The following is a 15418-nucleotide window of genomic DNA, read 5'->3' as shown; positions in this document are numbered from 1 at the left end:
GCCGCCGCACAGCCGGCCGCGACCGAACCGGACGCCGCCGGCGCCGATGCGGCGCCGCTGCCGCCGCCCTCCAGCGCCGCCCAACACCTGTACGCCGCCGCCAAGAACGACATCCTGCAAGTGCGCTCGCTGCTGAAAAGCGGCCGCACGCAATCCTCGGTCGGCTCCGGCTTTTTGATCGGCACCAGCAACCTGGTGGTGACCAACTACCACGTGGTGTCGCAGTTCGCGCTCGATCCCGACACCTACGTCGGCGAATGGGTCGACACCGGCGGCCAGCGCGGCAATGTGGAGCTGCTGGCGGTCGACGTGCTGCACGACCTGGCCGTGCTGCGCGTGAGCCGCAACGGCACCGGCTTCTTCAAGATGCCGGACCAGCTGGCGCGCCTGACCCAGGGCCAGTACCTGTACTCGATGGGCAATCCGCTCGACCTCGGCTTTGCGATTTCCGAAGGCGCCTACAACGGCGTCATCGCGCGCAGCTTCTACGACCAGCTGATGTTCACCGGCCCGATCAACTCCGGCATGAGCGGCGGCCCCAGCGTGACGGTGGACGGCTCGGTGGCCGGCGTCAACGTCTCCAAGCGTCTCGATGGCGAGCTGGTCAGTTTCCTGGTGCCGGCGCGCTACGCCCAGGACTTGCTCAAAAAAGTCGCGGCGCAGGCCAAGGCGCCGACCGACTTCACCGCCGTGGTGGCCGGCCAGCTGCTGGCGCACCAGAGCGCGATGGTCAACCAGTTGCTGTCCAGCCCGTTGAGCCTGAAGCCGATGGGCCCGTACCAGGTGCCGGTGCGCGAATCCGAGCAGATGCGCTGCTGGGGCCGCTCCAACGTCAAGGCCGACAAGCCGTTCACGGTGGACGACGCCAGCTGCGCGATGGAATCGGCGATCTTCGTCAGCGGCTCGCTGCAGACGGGACAGATCGCGATCCGCCACCAGTTCCTGCGCAGCGCCGGTCTCGACAAGCTGCGCTTCGCCCAGCTGGCCAGCGCCTCGTTCAAGAACGAGCACTTCGGCAGCAACAAGGATGCGCGCCTGACCGGCCCCAACTGCACCGAAGACTTCGTCAAGAACCAGGACCTGCCGCTGCGCGCCGTGCTGTGCGTGCGCGCCTACCGCAAGTTCGCCGGCCTGTACGACTTCGCGCTGCTGACCGCCAGCACCGACCAGGGCTTGATGAGCCTGCAAAGCCGCATCGACGCGCGCGGCGTGTCGTATGAAAACGGCCTGCGCCTGACGCGCGTGTTCCTCGATTCGCTGTCGCACGCACCGGCGCCGGCCGCCGCACCCGCCGTGGCGAAGAAAGGCGGTGCCAAATGAAGGCGCCCTACTTCGTCGAAATCCTCGCCCGCAACGGCGATGTACTGCACCGGCACAAGGTCAGCGAACTGCCGATCCGCATCGGCCGCAGCTACGACAACGAGATCATCCTCGACGACGCCCACAGCGCCGCCAGCCACGCCATCGTCGAGACCGACCAGCACAACCAGGTCGTGTTGCGCGACCTCGGCAGCAAGAACGGCACCGTGTTCAAGGGCCGGCGCCAGAGCAGCATCACGCTCGACGGCAACACCATCGTGCGCCTCGGCCATACGCGGCTGCGGGTGCGGCCGTCCGACTTCCCGGTGGCGCCGGAAATCGCCGACACCACCATGCACAGCTGGGAAGGCGCGACGCCGGCCACCATCGGCCTGGTGCTGATCGCCGTCTTCAGCCTGCTGGAAACCTGGCTGTCCGATGTCGAGCCGTTCGCGCTGATCCGCTACCTGCTGGTGCTGGCGTCCAGCCTGGCCGCCGGCCTGCTGTGGGCCGGCGTGTGGGCGTTGGCCAACCGCCTGTTCGGCAGCCATGCGCGCATGGGACGCCACCTGTTCATCCTTGGCGGCGCGCTGGCGGTGGTGGGCGTGTGGCGCGCCGGCAGCGCGGTGCTGGCCTATGCCTGGTCGGCCGAATCGCTGACGCGCTACGGCAACCTGGTGACGCTGGGCATCGCCTGCGCGATGATTTTCTTCCACCTGATTACCATCAAGCCGCACCACCCGCGCCGCTTCCTGATCGCCGCGACGGTGATGCTGCTGGCCGGCTCCGGCCTGGTGGTGTTGAGCAACCTGCAAGGCACGGGCCGCGCGGCCGACGAGCTGTACATGTCGGTGCTGCTGCCGCCGGACGTGCGCTACAGCGACAACCGCAGCGTCGACCAGTTCATGGCCAATGCCGCCAAGCTGAAAGCCGGCGCCGACGCCGCCCGCGCACACGCCGTCAAGGATGGCGCCGATGGCGATGACGGCGAGGAAGACGACAGCAGCGGAGACTGATGCGCACACGACTGCTTCTTCCGGCGCTGCTGTGGTGCGCGCTGGCCGCCCAGCGGCCGGCCTCCGCGCTGGACGCGCGCATCCCGTTCAAGGACTTGAACCATGTCTCCTGGACCGACAAGGACGGCGTGCCGCAGAACAGCCGCAGCATGGCGCAAACGCGCGACGGCTGGCTGTGGGTCGGCAGCAAGGACGGCCTGTACCGCTTTGACGGCGTGCGCTTCGAACGCTATCCGCTGGCCCGCAACCAGATCAATTTCCTGCGCGCGCTGCCCAACGGCGACCTGCTGATCGGCTATTACTTCGACGGCGTCAGCCTGCTCCATCCGAATGGCAAGGTCGAGGACCTGGGCCGACCCGACATGCACCGCGTCGGCTCGCCGTATGCGATGGACATCGACAGCGAAGGCGCGATCTGGGCCGTCAGCGATACCGGCCTGCACCGCTACCGCCGCGGGCGCTGGGAAACCATCCCGTCGGAGGCCGACTGGAGCACCGATGACCTCAGCATGCTGATCGACCAGTACGACCGCGTGTGGGTCAGCAATGCGCAACAGATCTATCTGCTCGACCGCGCGGCGGGCCGGCTCCATCGCCTGCCCGGCGGCGCGCTGCCCGGCAACCTGGTGCAGGCGCCGGACGGCCAGCTGTGGGCGCTGTCGCCGCGCGGCGCGCGCGCCGTGCCGATGCCGCCCACCGGCCAGCAGATGCCGCGCCGGCCCGAGTTCAACCAGGTGGAAGGCAGCCGCGCCGGCCAGTTCGACCGCGACGGCAACCTGTGGACGCTGCAATGCCCGATCGGCATCTGCCGCGTACCGAAGGAACAACTGCAGGGCGGCCAGCCGGTGCAGCTGCCGCGCGACGCGGCGGAGCGGCTGGACCAGTACTGGCAACTGAGCTCGGTGGCGGTCAACGCCATCCTGGAAGACCGCGAGGGCAATATCTGGGTCGCCACCCACGCCGGCATCGACCGCTTCCGCATGAACAAGCTGGCGCCGGCCAACATTCCCAGCCGCTCCGGCGTGTTCAGCATTGCCGCCGACACCGAGGGCCAGCTGTGGGCCGCCGAATATTCCGACGGCACGCTGTGGAAAGTCACGCCCGGCCTGCCGCCGCAGCCGCAGCCGGGGCGCTACGCCCAGGTGCTGGGCAAGGACCGCGACGGCGCCCTGCTGCTGGCCGGCAAGCGCGAGATCACCCGCATCTACCGCGGCGCCAGCAGCACCATCGCGCTGCCGATGCCCAAGGGCGAAGCCACCGACCTCAGCGTGCTCGGCGTGCTCGACGACGGCAAGGCGCTGTGGATGATGTCGATGCAGACCGGCCTGATGGCGCTGGTCGACGGCAAGTGGCTGCCGCGCAGCGCCTTCAACCTGCCGCCGGTGATTACCATGTCGGCGCCGGGCGATACCGGCCAGCTGTGGCTGAGCCACAATGACGGCGCCCTCAGCCTGTTCGACAACGGCAAGCTGTCGGCATTCGACATCCGCCTGGTGGGCGCCGAGTCGGGCATCTTCCCCGGACCGCAGCTGGTGGTCGCCGGCGAGCACGGCATCGCCGTGCGGCGCGGCCGCCAGTTCGAGCTGCTCGGGCCGCCCGACGTGGAAGCGCTGCGCAATGTCACCGGCATCACGCTGCTGCCCGACGGCGACCGCTGGCTCAACGGCGCCAAGGGCCTGGTCCACATCCGCCGCGAGGACTGGGATGCGGCGCTGCGCCAGCCGCAGCTGCCGCTCAAGTACGCGCTGATCGACGCCCAGGAAGGCTATCCGGGCCGGGCCGCCTTCGACAACCGGCTGGCCACCATGGTCAACGTCGGCAACGAGCGGCTGTGGGTGCGCGCGTCCGGCGGCCTGGTGCGGCTGGACCTGAACAATCTGCAGACCAACACGGTGCGCCCGACCGTCCAGCTGCTGCGGGTGGCCACGCCGGCCGGCAGCTACCCGGCCGACGCCGCCCTGCGCCTGCCGCCCGATTCGCGCAACATCACGTTCGAATACACCGCGCCGGGCCTGCGCAAGCCGGAAGGCATGCGCTTCCAGTACCAGCTCGACGGCGTCGACAAGGAGTGGCAGGACGCCGGCACGCGCCGCGCCGCCTACTACACCAACGTCGGGCCGGGCAGCTATACCTTCCGCGTGCGCGCCGTCAACGAAGACGGCATGGTCAGCGAATCGACCGCCAGCCTGGCGCTCGACATCGCGCCGTCGGTCACGCAGACCTGGTGGTTCCGCCTGCTGTGCGCGGCGGCGCTGGCCGGCCTGGTGTTCGCGCTGCACAAATACCGGCTGCGGATCGCCACCCGCCGCATCACGCGCCAGGTGCAGACGCGCATGCAGGCCGGACTGGCCGAACGCGAGCGCATCGCCCGCACGCTGCACGACACCTTCCTGCAAAGCGTGCAGGGCCTGGCGCTGCAGATCCACGCGGTGATCCTCGGCCTGCCCGAAGGCGGCGAGGCGCGCACCCTGCTGCAGAAGGTGCTGGGCAGCGCCAACCAGGCCATGAACGAAGGCCGCGACCAGGTGCAGCAACTGCGCCGCGGCAGCGACCCGGAACGCAAGATCAAGCATCTGGGCGAGTACCTGGCCGTGCTGCATCCGGCCACCGGCTTTGCCTTCAGCATCGATGGACAGCGCCGCGACCTCAGCGTCGTGGTGCAGGAAGAACTCAGCGAAATCGGCCAGGAAGCGCTGCGCAACGCCTTCCAGCACGCCGACGCCGCGCAGGTGTCGGCGGAGATCTGCTACGCCGCCGATGTGGTGACCTTGCGCATCGTCGACGACGGCAAGGGCTACGATGAGCAGCAGTTGCAAACAAGCGTGCAGCTGGGACGCTGGGGCGTGCTGGGCATGCGCGAGCGGGCCAGCAACCTGGGCGCGCGCCTGATCGTGGTGAGCAAACCCGGCCAGGGCACCTGGGTCGAGCTGAACGTGCCGGGACAGCTGGCCTATCCGGCCTGACACGGCGTGCGGCCGGGTCAGGCGCCCGGCCAGCCGCGCAGCACCTGGTCGACCACCTCCTGCAACTGCTGGCGGGTGGCGCCGGCGGCGGCCTGCACCGCCATGCCGTTCGACATGGTCATCACATAGCGCGCCATCTGGCTGGCGCAGAAGGTCGCCGGCAGGTCGCCGTCGTCCTTGGCGCGCAGGAAGCGGTCGCGCAACCGCGTTTCCGAGGCGGCCCGGCGCTCGATCAGCGAATTACGGATCGGCAGCGCATCGTCGCTGCAGGCCAGCGCGCCGTTGATGACCAGGCAGCCGTGCGGATTCTCGTCCTCGGTCTGGGCGTCGGCGTTGCCGCGCAAGAAATGTTCCACCACGCCGCGCGCGGTCGGCTCCTGCAGCGCGGCGTCGAACAGCGGATCGTGGGTGGCGCCGTAGCGCTCCAGCGCCAGCTTGAACAGGTTTTCCTTGTTGCCGAACACCGCGTACAGGCTGGGGCGGTTCATGCCCATGGCCTCGGTCAGTTCCGGCAGCGAGCTGCCTTCGTAGCCCTTCTCCCAGAACACCTTCATGGCCTTGTCCAGGGCCGTGTCTGCATCAAAGGTGCGCGGCCGGCCCGTCTTGCGTGCAGGTTGTTTCATACCGATCGGTTAAAAATTCATTGACAAAGTGCGTTGCTGCGCACATTATGAACCGACCAGTAAAAAACTCAAGCACTTTCAGGACTCCCATGCAAAATCAAACCAATACCCAGGCCGCCGTGCCAGACGCACCGCCCTCGCCGGCGCCCCACCACTCGCCGTGGCCGGGCGTGCTGTCGATCGCCATCGGCGCCTTTGCGCTGGTGACCACCGAATTCCTGCCGGTCGGCCTGCTGCCGGCGATTGCCGCCGAGCTGCGCGTGACCGAAGGCGTGGCCGGCATGATGGTCACCGTGCCCGGCCTGGTGGCGGCGTTTGCCGCCGTGCTGGTCACCATCGGCATCGGCAAGGCCGACCGCCGCTACGTGATCTGGGGCCTGACCGCCACCCTGCTGCTATCCAACCTGATCGTCGCCTTCTCGCATTCCTTCCCGCTGGTGCTGGCCGGCCGCGCGCTGCTGGGCGTGGGCGTCGGCGGCTTCTGGGCGCTGGGCCCTGCGCTGAGCGCACGGATGGCGCCGGGTTCGGAAGCGCGCGCGCTGTCGATGATCTTCGCCGGCGTCTCGATCGGCACCGTGGCCGGCGTGCCGGCCGGTGCGTTGATCGGCGACCTGTTCGGCTGGCGCACCGCCTTCCACGCCGGCAGCGCCGTCGCCGTACTGGTGCTGCTGACACAGATGCGCCTCCTGCCATCGCTGCCGGCCAGGCAAAGCATCACCTTCAGCCACCTGCCGGAACTGCTGCGCGTGCCGAAGGCGCGCCTGGGCATCTTCATCACGCTGCTGATCTTCATCGCCCAGTTCGCCGCCTACACCTACATCACGCCGTTCCTGGTGCAGGTGACGCAGCTCAACGCCAAGACCGTCAGCACCCTGCTGCTGGTATATGGCGCGGCCGGCCTGGCGGGTAACGTCATCGGCGGCAAAATCCTGGCGCGCAGCGTGCGTGCCGGCTTGATCACCACCGGCGTGGTGCTGGGCCTGTCGACGCTGGCGCTGCCGCTGCTGGGCCATGGCCTGATCGGCGCGGCGCTGCTGGTGGTGGTGTGGGGCATTGCGTTCGGCATGATGCCGATGTCGGTGCAGACCTGGATCTTCCAGGCGGCGCCGCATGCGATGGAAAGCGGCGGCGCGGTGTTCGTGGCCACCGCGCAGATCGCGCTGGCCAGCGGCGCGCTGGTCGGCGGCGTGGCGGTCGATCATCTCGGCGTGTCGAGCGCCATGGTGGTGGGCGGCGTGCTGGCGCTGGCCATGGCGGCGGTCACGCTGCGCTGGGCCCGCGACGGCGAGCAGCCGGCCACCAAGCTGCACGCGGTTCACTAAGCCGCGGACGCTAGCGCATCAGCGCCGAGTTTTCAAACAGCGCGGCGATCCAGTCGACGAAGGTCCGCACCGCCGGCGACAGATGCCGGTTGGGCGGATACAGCACGGAAACCGGACTCAGTGCCGGTTTCCACTGCGGCAGCACTTCGACCAGCGCGCCCGACGCCAGGTGCGGCCGCGCCAGGAACAGCGGCGCCTGCACGATACCGAGGCCGCGCAGCGCGCTGTCGACAAAGGTTTCAACATCATTGACGGCAAAGCGGCCGCGCATCCTGACCGGCACCGTCTGCCCGTCCACCACGAAGGTGTAATCCATCGGCCGCCCGGTGCGCCAGAAATAATGGATGGTGACATGCTGGTCCAGATCGGCCAGCGTATGCGGCGTGCCGTGGCGCGCCAGGTAGTCCGGACTGGCGACGGTGGCCGTGTGATGGTCGCCCAGCCGCCGCGCCACCAGCGTTGAATCGGCCAGCGCGCCGATGCGAATCACCACATCGACGCTGTCCTGGATCAGGTCGACCGGGCGGTCGCCCATGCCCACCATCAGGTCGATGTCCGGATAGCGCGCATGGAAGTCATACAGGGCCGGCATCACCACGCTGCGGCCCAGCGCCAGCGGCATATCGATCCGCAACCTGCCGCGCGGCCCCTGGTCGCCGACCACAAACGCCCCTTCCGCTTCCTCGATCTCGGCCAGGATGCGCGCGCAGCGCTCGTAGTAGGCGGCGCCGTCCGGCGTCAGGCTCAGGCGCCGGGTGGTCCGGTGCAGCAGCCGCACCTTCAGGTAGGCCTCCAGCTGCTGGATGATGATGGTGGCCGAGGCGCGCGGCATCGCCAGGCTATCGGCCGCGCGCGAGAAGCTGCCGCTCTCGGCAACGCGGGTGAACACTTTCATGGCTTGCAGGCGGTCCATTTCGGCTTTCCGGATTATTCTGGCACGCTCGATTATACCCAAGTCGATTGTTTAGAAATTCCAAATTATCATGTGGCCGCCGCGGCATTTATCTGGCGCCTGCGTTCTTCTAGACTGGCTTCATTACTTTCTGGAAGGAATCCACATGAAAACGCTCTACGCTCTGATCATCGCCGGCATGCTGGCCCTGTCCGGCGTCGCGCACGCCGCGCCTGCCCCGGCCGACGTGCGCCTGTACCGGCTCGACTGCGGCACCATGCATTTCGGCGACCTGTCGATGATGTCCGACAGCGGCGAATACCAAGGCCAGACCTACGACATCGTCATTTCCTGCTACGTGATCAAGCACGGCGACGACTGGATGCTGTGGGACACCGGCTTCGCCAAGAACTTCCAGCAAGGCGTCAAGAACGGCACGCTGGACATGAAGCTGTCCACCACCATCGTCGACCAGCTGCGCACCATTGGCCTGACCAGCGACGACATCCGCTACGTCGCCATCTCGCATTCGCACTTCGACCATACCGGCCAGACCAGAGACTTCCCGCATGCCACGCTGATCATGCAGCAGCGCGAGTACGCGGTCTTGTCGGACAAGCAGGCGGCGGAATCGCACTTCATCGATCCCGAACTGCTCGGCATCCGCCCCGACCATCTGAAACTGATCGACGGCGACTATGACTTCTTCGGCGACGGTACGGTGAAGGCGATCCTGCTGCCAGGCCACACGCCGGGCCATATGGCGCTGCAATTGACGCTGCCGCACGCCGGCCCGGTGATCCTGTCCGGCGACCAGTGGCACTTCACGGAGAACCGCGCCCGCAACCAGGTGCCGACCTTTAACTTCGATCACGACACCACGCTGAAATCGTCGGCACGGCTGGAACAAATCCTGCGCACCACCGGCGCGCGCCTGATCATCCAGCATGAGCCGGCCGACAACGCCAAACTGCCGAAACTGCCGGCCTGGCTGGATTGATCAGAGCCTGACGCGGCGATAGGCGCCGAGGAACACCTCCGCCTCGGCGTCCGACATGACCTTGACCTCGTCGCCGTGCCAGACGTACAGGTACTGCATGCCGTCGCGGTCGGTCAGCTTGGCGTTGACCAGGAAGCAGGTGCCGAGCGGGTAGACGCTGGTATCGCTCAGGCGGCGCGAGCATTGCACCGGCAGGTCGGTGGCATAGGCCTGGCCGGACGCGGGATGAATCTCCACCCTGCCGTTCCAGTCCACCGACTCGACGACCATCTGCCGGTATGCGTAGGTGTCACGCGCCATTGTCATTCCCCAAAAGGCGTCATGGTAGCAGAGACTGGAAGAATTCCAGGAAGGCCCGCGTCTTGGCCGGCGGGTGCTGGCGCGACGGGTACAGCGCATACAGCGGGAAGCGTTCGTCCGGCCACGCGCCAAGCACCGGCAGCAGCGCGCCGGAACGCAGCAGCGGTTCGACCGCGATATCGATCACCTGCGCCAGTCCGTAACCCGACAGCAGCACGCTTTCCATGGCGCCGGCGTCGTTCAGCGTAATCTGGCTGCGCGGATGGACGATGGTGACCTTGCCGCCGTGATGGAATTCCCAGTCGAACGGCCGCCCCGTGGCCGGATTGCGGAAGTGGATGCAGGTGTGTTCCGCGCTTTCCAGGTCAATCGGCTTCTTCGGCGTGCCGTGCTTGCGCAGGTAGGCCGGCGTGGCGACGGTCAGCACGCGCGTGTCCAGCAGCTTGCGGGCGATCAGCGACGAGTTTTGCGGCTGGCCGAGGCGGATCGCCAGGTCGATGCCGTCACCCACCATGTCGCCCAAGTGATCGCGCGCGAACAGGTCCAGCTCCAGTTCCGGATGATGCTTGAGGAAGGCGCCCAGCCTGGGGCCGAGCAGCAGCCTTGCCAGCAGCGGATCGATATTCACGCGCAGCTTGCCGCGCACGGCCACCGCGCCCTCGCCCGCCGACGCCACGGCGTCTTCCAGCCCCGCCAGCAGCGGATGTATCTGCGCATAGAAGCGGCGCCCTTCGTCGGTCAGCGAGACCTTGCGCGTGGTGCGGTCGAACAGCCGGATGTTGAGCCGCGCCTCCAGCCGGGCGACGGCGCGGCTGACGCCGGACTGCGACATCTCCAGCGCTTCGCCGGCGCGCACGAAACTGCCACTGTCCACGATGGCGGCCAGCACGCGCATGCCGTTCACGGTTTTTTCGTCGAATGCCATATATGCCAAACAGTCATGAATGATATGCATCCCATGCTATCGGAGTATGAGCCGATTTGCATCAAAATTCTCCCATCAACTCACCCAAGGAGAAAACCATGTACGCAATTACCGGTATTACAGGACAAGTCGGCTCGGAGCTGGGCAATCAATTACTGGCGTCTGCCCGGCCAGTGCGCGCCGTGGTGCGCGATGCAGCCAAGGGCCAGGCCTGGGCCGCGCGCGGCGCCGAAGTCGCGCTGGCGGACATGAACGACGCCGATGCGCTGGCCGCAGCCTTTGGCGGCGCCGAAGCGGTGTTCGTGCTGCTGCCGCCAACCTTCGATCCGACCGAAGGCTTCCCGGAAGCACGCCGCACCATCGCGGCATTGCGCGAGGCGCTGGCGGCGGCGCGGCCGTCACGCGTGGTCGTGCTGTCGACCATCGGCGCGCAGGCCACGCAGCCGAACCTGCTGAACCAGCTGGGCATCATGGAACGCGAACTGGGCACGCTTGGCCTGCCGGTGGCGTTCCTGCGCGCCGCATGGTTTATCGAGAACAGCCTGTGGGACGTGGCGTCGGCGCGCGCCGGCGGCATCGCCAGCTTCCTGCAGCCGCTGGGCCGTCCGGTGCCGATGGTGGCCTGCGCCGACATTTCCGTCGTTGCGGCGGAGCTGCTGCAACAGGCCTGGCAAGGCACGCGTATCGTCGAACTGGAAGGTCCGCAGCGCATCAGCCCTGCCGACATCGCGGCCAGCTTCAGCCGCCTGCTGGGCCGCGATGTCACCGCCCGCGCCGTGCCGCGCGACACCTGGGCCGAGCTGTTTGCCGCCCAGGGCATGAACAATCCAGCGCCGCGCATGCAGATGCTCGATGGCTTCAACGAAGGCTGGATCGAATTCGAGAGCGGCGCAAGCGGTTCGCGCAAGGGTGTCGTCACGCTGGACCAGGCTATCGCCGGACTGCTGGCGCGGGTGCCGCAATGAGCGGCCGCCTGCACGGCCAGCGCGTGATCGTGCTGGGCGCGTCGTCCGGCATCGGCCTGGCCGTGGCGCGCGAAGCCTTGCGCGAGGAGGCGGATGTCATGATCGTCTCCAGCCAGATGGCGCGCGTCGAAAAAGCACTGGCGGTGCTCGGCCCCAGGGCGCAAGGCTGCGCGCTGGACTTGCGCGACGAACAGGCGGTTGAGCACTTCTTCAACACCTGCGGCGCGTTCGATCATCTGGTGTACACGGCTGGCGATACCTTGCAGCTTGCGCCGCTGGCCGACGCCAGCCTGCCGAACGCGCGCTCCGCATTCGACCTGCGCTACTGGGGCGCGCTAACGGTGGCGAAGTACGGTGCGCGCTGCCTGCGGCCTGGCGGTTCGGTCACCTTCACCACCGGCATTGCGGCCCAACGTCCGCGCGCCGGCTGGACCTTGGTCGCCAGCGTCTGCGGCGCGGTGGAGGCGCTGACCCGGGCGCTGGCGGTGGAACTGGCGCCGCTGCGCGTCAACGCCGTGTCGCCGGGATTGGTGGCGACAAATCTGTGGGCCGGCATGACGGAAGCAGCGTGCCAGCGCATGTATGCCGACGCCGCCGACTCGCTGCCAGTGGGCCGCGTCGGCTCGGCGGAGGACATCGCTGCCGCCTATGTGTTCCTGATGACCAGCGGCTTCGCCACCGGTCAGGTGCACACGGTCGACGGCGGCGCGCTGCTGGTGTGAACGGACGTCCGCGCGGACAGCTTTACACCGCGCGGACGCCCATATACCCTTGCCATCCTGTGGATTTTATTTGGCATGCATATTGCAAGGTATATGGTATGAAAAAGCTTCTTGCCCCTCTTCTTATCCTGGCCTGCATCACCCCATCGCATGCCAGCGTCGGCCCGCAGCCGGCGCCGGCCGCTCCCGCCATCGCCGCACCGCGCGATGTGCCATTCAAAGGCCAGATCACGCTCAAGGTGGATGCCTCCGACAGCGTGCATAAAATCTTCCGCGTGCGCGAGACCATTCCAGTGCAGAAGGCCGGCGCCATGGTGCTGCTATATCCGCAGTGGGAAACCGGCAGCCACTCGGCCACGCAGGAAGCGGCGCCGTTGGCCGGCCTGATGATCAGGTCCGGCGCGCGCAGGCTGGAATGGCGGCGCGATGCCGTCAATCCGTTTGCGTTCCACGTCGATGTGCCGGCCGGCGTGCGCGAACTGGAGTTGGAGTTCCAATACCTGCCCGCCGCGAACGGCCCCAAACTTATCTCGCGCGATATGCTGATGCTGCCGTGGTCCAAGGTGGCGCTCTACCCTGCCGGCTGGTTCATTCGCAATATCGGCGTGCAGGCGGAGTTGACGATGCCCGCTGGCTTCCAGTTCGCCACCTCGCTGGAGACGGTGGAAGCAAACGCCAACCATGCGCGCTTCAAGGCCACCAGCTTCGAAGACCTGGCCGATGCGCCGGTCTACGCGGGCCGCTACGCCAGGCGCGTGGAGCTGACCTCCGCGCCGGCCATCCCGGTGCGTCTGAATATATTCGGCGACAACGAAGCCGCGCTGGACCTGCCACCAGCGCTGGTGGAGAAATTCCGCGCGATGGCAAAGGCTGTGCCGCAGCTATTCCGCTCGCAGCACTACCGGCACTTCGATTTGCTAATGTCCCTGTCCGACGTGATGTTGTCCGGCGGTGGCGTGGAGCACCAGGAATCGACCGAGATCAACGTCTCGGCCAACTATGCGCGCGATGCGGGCGAACAGGTGCTGATGGCCAACCTGGTCGCCCATGAATTCATCCACTCCTGGAACGGCCGCACGCGGCAGCCGGCCGATTTGTGGACGCCCAATCTGAACCTGCCGATGCGCGGCAGCCTGCTGTGGGTGTACGAAGGCCAGACCGAATTCTGGGCGCACGTGATGTCGCGCAAGCTAGGCCTGCGCACCAATCAGCAAAGCCTGGACGCGCTGGCGGTCGACGCCTCGCTGATGGCGAATCGTCCGGGCCGCGCGTGGAAGTCGCTACAGGACAGCAACCTCGATGCGCTGTACATGCCGGCCAGGCCGGTCAACTGGCGCGACTGGCAGCGGCGCGAGGACTACTATCCGGAAGGCGTGATGCTGTGGCTGGACGTGGACATGCTGCTGCGCGAACTGACCGGCGACCGGAGCAGCATGGTCGATTTCGCCGCCACCTTCTTTGGCGCCGGCCAGAATTCGCGCACCATCTCGACCTACTCCTTCGACGACGTGTGCAAGGCCTTGAACAAGATCGCGCCCTACGACTGGTCAAGCTACTTCACCACGCGCCTGAACGCGCATGACGACACGCATCTGCTGGATGGCCTGAAGCGCGGCGGCTATCAACTGGTGTATACCGATCAGCCGACCGATTACTTCATTTTGCACGAGGCGGATCTGGGCGGCATGGACCTGTCCACGTCGCTGGGCCTGGTCATCGGCAAAAAAGGCGCGGTGAAAAGCGTGGCGTGGGAAGGCCCGGCGTTCAAGGCCGGCATCAGTCTCGGCGCGCGCCTGACCTCTGTCGGCGGCCGGCCTTACACGGACGATCTGCTCAAGCAGGCCATCCGCGATGCGGCAGTCAGCAAACAACCGATCGCGCTGACGTTCGATGCCGATGGCGGCGCACACACGGTGAGCATCGCCTACTTTGATGCGCTGCGCTATCCACGGCTTGAACGGATTCCCGGCACGCCGGATCGCCTGCACCGTCTTTTAACTCCTGCTCTTTAAATCATGCGAAAACTCCTTACTGCCGTGCTGCTGGCACTGACCACTCCTTTGATGGCTGCCGAGGCCACCGGCGGCATTGCCGGCGCCGCCGATGCGGGGGCACAAATCGTCGTCACCAATCTGGGCAGCGGCGAGATTATCGGCATCATGGCCAAGGACGACGGCACCTATCGTGCGGAAGGCTTGAAGCCTGGCCGCTATCGTATCGTCGAAACCGGCCCGCATCATGCGCCGCGTGAAGTCGGTGTCAATGCCGGAAAGGAATCGCAGGTTGATTTGGCGGCCCGTAAGTGAGCATGCGGTCCACGGAAAACCGATAAGGATATGCGTAAATAGACTTGGCGTAAATATTTTCAGCGCGTGACAATCGGTTGTTCTTTGAAAGGATCAACATGAAGTTGCTGCGCTTGATGATTTTTCTGGCGGGCCTGTCCTGCCTTCTCCCTGCCCAGGCTGAAGAGCGTCCCGCGCGCGTCACGGTGATCTTTGATGCATTCGGCAAGCCGTCGGATCTGGAGCGCGGCTGGGGCTATTCGGCGCTGGTGGAGTACGGCGGCAAGCGGATTCTGTTTGACGCCGGCGGCCAGTATCAGGCGTTTGCCGATAATGTGCGCAAGCTGAAGATCGATCTGAAGACGCTCGATTTCGTCGTCATCTCGCACCGGCATGGCGATCACACGGGCGGTCTCGCCTACGTGCTGGAACAGAATCCGCACGTGAAGATTTATGCGCCGCTGGAGACCGGCTCGTTTGGCACGCCGCCCTCGCCGCCGGCGGCCAAGGCGCTGCTGCGCAACGCTGCCGGCATCACGCCGGATCTGCGCTACTTCAACGGCCAGCCGCCCGCCAACCTGACCATCGATTCGCCCTGGCCGGGCACGAAATTCACGCTGATCGACAAGTCGGTCGAAATCGCGCCGGGACTGTTTCTGGTGAAGACCGTCTCGGACAGCAAAGGCACGCTGGAACTGAACGAGTTGTCGCTGGCGATCAGGACGCCGCAAGGGCTGGCGGTGATCGTCGGCTGCTCGCATCCGGGCATCGAGCGGATTCTGGAGGCGGCGTCGCAGTACGACAGGCAGCTCTACACCGTTGTCGGCGGCCTGCATCTGGTCGACAAGAGCGACCAGCAGGTCAGTGAAGTGGTCAGCAACTTCAAGACACGCTGGCACATCGAGCGCATCGCGGCCGGGCACTGCACCGGCGAATTCGCGCAGGTCGAGCTGGAGCGCGTCTACGGCGACCACCACGACCATTCGGGCATCGGAGAAGTCATCGCCCTGCCCCGCTAACTCAGCAGGCACTATTGACGTGGCTTAAAGTCACGCCACAAAACAGGCTCAGGATATCGCCATGATGTCCTGAGCCTTTGTCTTTTC

Annotated in this window: 14 protein-coding genes; 10 read left to right on the top strand and 4 right to left on the bottom strand. The window is 66.6% G+C overall.

Annotation, left to right across the window (positions count from 1 at the left end; genetic code table 11):
- The 3 genes from GJ695_RS07420 to GJ695_RS07410 form a co-directional block, all read left to right on the top strand.
- Window positions 1-1320: S1 family peptidase (locus tag GJ695_RS07420; protein WP_154363380.1), on the top strand; the 1320-nt coding region annotated here is incomplete at its 5' end.
- Window positions 1317-2315: an FHA domain-containing protein gene (locus GJ695_RS07415; protein ID WP_154363379.1), complete on the top strand. Its 999-nt coding sequence runs from the start codon at window positions 1317-1319 to the stop codon at window positions 2313-2315. The genes GJ695_RS07420 and GJ695_RS07415, both read left to right, overlap by 4 nt.
- Window positions 2315-5278: a sensor histidine kinase gene (locus GJ695_RS07410; RefSeq protein ID WP_154363377.1), complete on the top strand. Its 2964-nt coding sequence runs from the start codon at window positions 2315-2317 to the stop codon at window positions 5276-5278. The genes GJ695_RS07415 and GJ695_RS07410 overlap by 1 nt, the downstream gene beginning before the upstream one ends.
- Window positions 5279-5295: 17 nt before the next feature.
- On the opposite strand, the gene GJ695_RS07405 is transcribed toward GJ695_RS07410, so the two are convergent.
- Window positions 5296-5901 (bottom strand): TetR/AcrR family transcriptional regulator, encoded by a 606-nt coding sequence (locus GJ695_RS07405; RefSeq protein ID WP_154363375.1) that lies wholly within the window; start codon window positions 5899-5901, stop codon window positions 5296-5298.
- Between the two features lie 89 nt (window positions 5902-5990).
- Here GJ695_RS07405 and GJ695_RS07400 point away from each other — a divergent pair, with 89 nt between their 5' ends.
- Window positions 5991-7223: an MFS transporter gene (locus tag GJ695_RS07400; RefSeq protein ID WP_154363373.1), complete on the top strand. Its 1233-nt coding sequence runs from the start codon at window positions 5991-5993 to the stop codon at window positions 7221-7223.
- A gap of 10 nt (window positions 7224-7233) precedes the next feature.
- Here GJ695_RS07400 and GJ695_RS07395 read toward each other — a convergent pair whose 3' ends face one another.
- A complete protein-coding gene (locus GJ695_RS07395) occupies window positions 7234-8136 on the bottom strand; it encodes a LysR family transcriptional regulator (RefSeq protein ID WP_154363371.1) in 903 nt (300 codons plus the stop codon).
- 145 nt (window positions 8137-8281) lie between these two features.
- Here GJ695_RS07395 and GJ695_RS07390 point away from each other — a divergent pair, with 145 nt between their 5' ends.
- A complete protein-coding gene (locus GJ695_RS07390; RefSeq protein WP_154363367.1) occupies window positions 8282-9115 on the top strand; it encodes an N-acyl homoserine lactonase family protein in 834 nt (277 codons plus the stop codon).
- On the opposite strand, the gene GJ695_RS07385 is transcribed toward GJ695_RS07390, so the two are convergent.
- Complete coding sequence (locus GJ695_RS07385) at window positions 9116-9415, bottom strand: hypothetical protein (protein WP_154363365.1); 300 nt, start codon at window positions 9413-9415, stop codon at window positions 9116-9118. It lies immediately after the preceding gene.
- Between the two features lie 19 nt (window positions 9416-9434).
- Entirely contained in the window at window positions 9435-10340 is a 906-nt protein-coding gene (locus GJ695_RS07380) for a LysR family transcriptional regulator (RefSeq protein WP_154363363.1), read from the bottom strand.
- A 98-nt stretch (window positions 10341-10438) separates the two neighbouring features.
- On the opposite strand from GJ695_RS07380, the gene GJ695_RS07375 reads away from it, so the two are divergent.
- The 5 genes from GJ695_RS07375 (at window position 10439) to GJ695_RS07355 (ending at window position 15331) form a co-directional block, all read left to right on the top strand.
- Window positions 10439-11305, top strand: coding sequence for an NAD(P)H-binding protein (locus GJ695_RS07375; RefSeq protein ID WP_154363361.1), 867 nt, complete (start codon window positions 10439-10441; stop codon window positions 11303-11305).
- Complete coding sequence (locus GJ695_RS07370; RefSeq protein WP_154363359.1) at window positions 11302-12027, top strand: SDR family oxidoreductase; 726 nt, start codon at window positions 11302-11304, stop codon at window positions 12025-12027. The genes GJ695_RS07375 and GJ695_RS07370 overlap by 4 nt, the downstream gene beginning before the upstream one ends.
- A 98-nt stretch (window positions 12028-12125) precedes the next feature.
- Window positions 12126-14039, top strand: a complete 1914-nt coding sequence (locus GJ695_RS07365) for a M61 family metallopeptidase (RefSeq protein WP_154363357.1) — start codon at window positions 12126-12128, stop codon at window positions 14037-14039.
- Window positions 14040-14042: 3 nt separating this feature from the next.
- Entirely contained in the window at window positions 14043-14333 is a 291-nt protein-coding gene (locus GJ695_RS07360) for a carboxypeptidase-like regulatory domain-containing protein (RefSeq protein WP_154363355.1), read from the top strand.
- A gap of 98 nt (window positions 14334-14431) precedes the next feature.
- Window positions 14432-15331 (top strand): MBL fold metallo-hydrolase, encoded by a 900-nt coding sequence (locus GJ695_RS07355; RefSeq protein ID WP_154363353.1) that lies wholly within the window; start codon window positions 14432-14434, stop codon window positions 15329-15331.
- Window positions 15332-15418 lie beyond the last annotated feature (87 nt).

This window comes from Duganella alba, assembly GCF_009674495.1.
Taxonomy (GTDB): Bacteria; Pseudomonadota; Gammaproteobacteria; order Burkholderiales; family Burkholderiaceae_D; genus Rugamonas; species Rugamonas alba.
The sequence above is the reverse complement of the archived record's forward strand: the minus strand, read 5'-3'. Positions and strand labels throughout refer to the sequence as shown.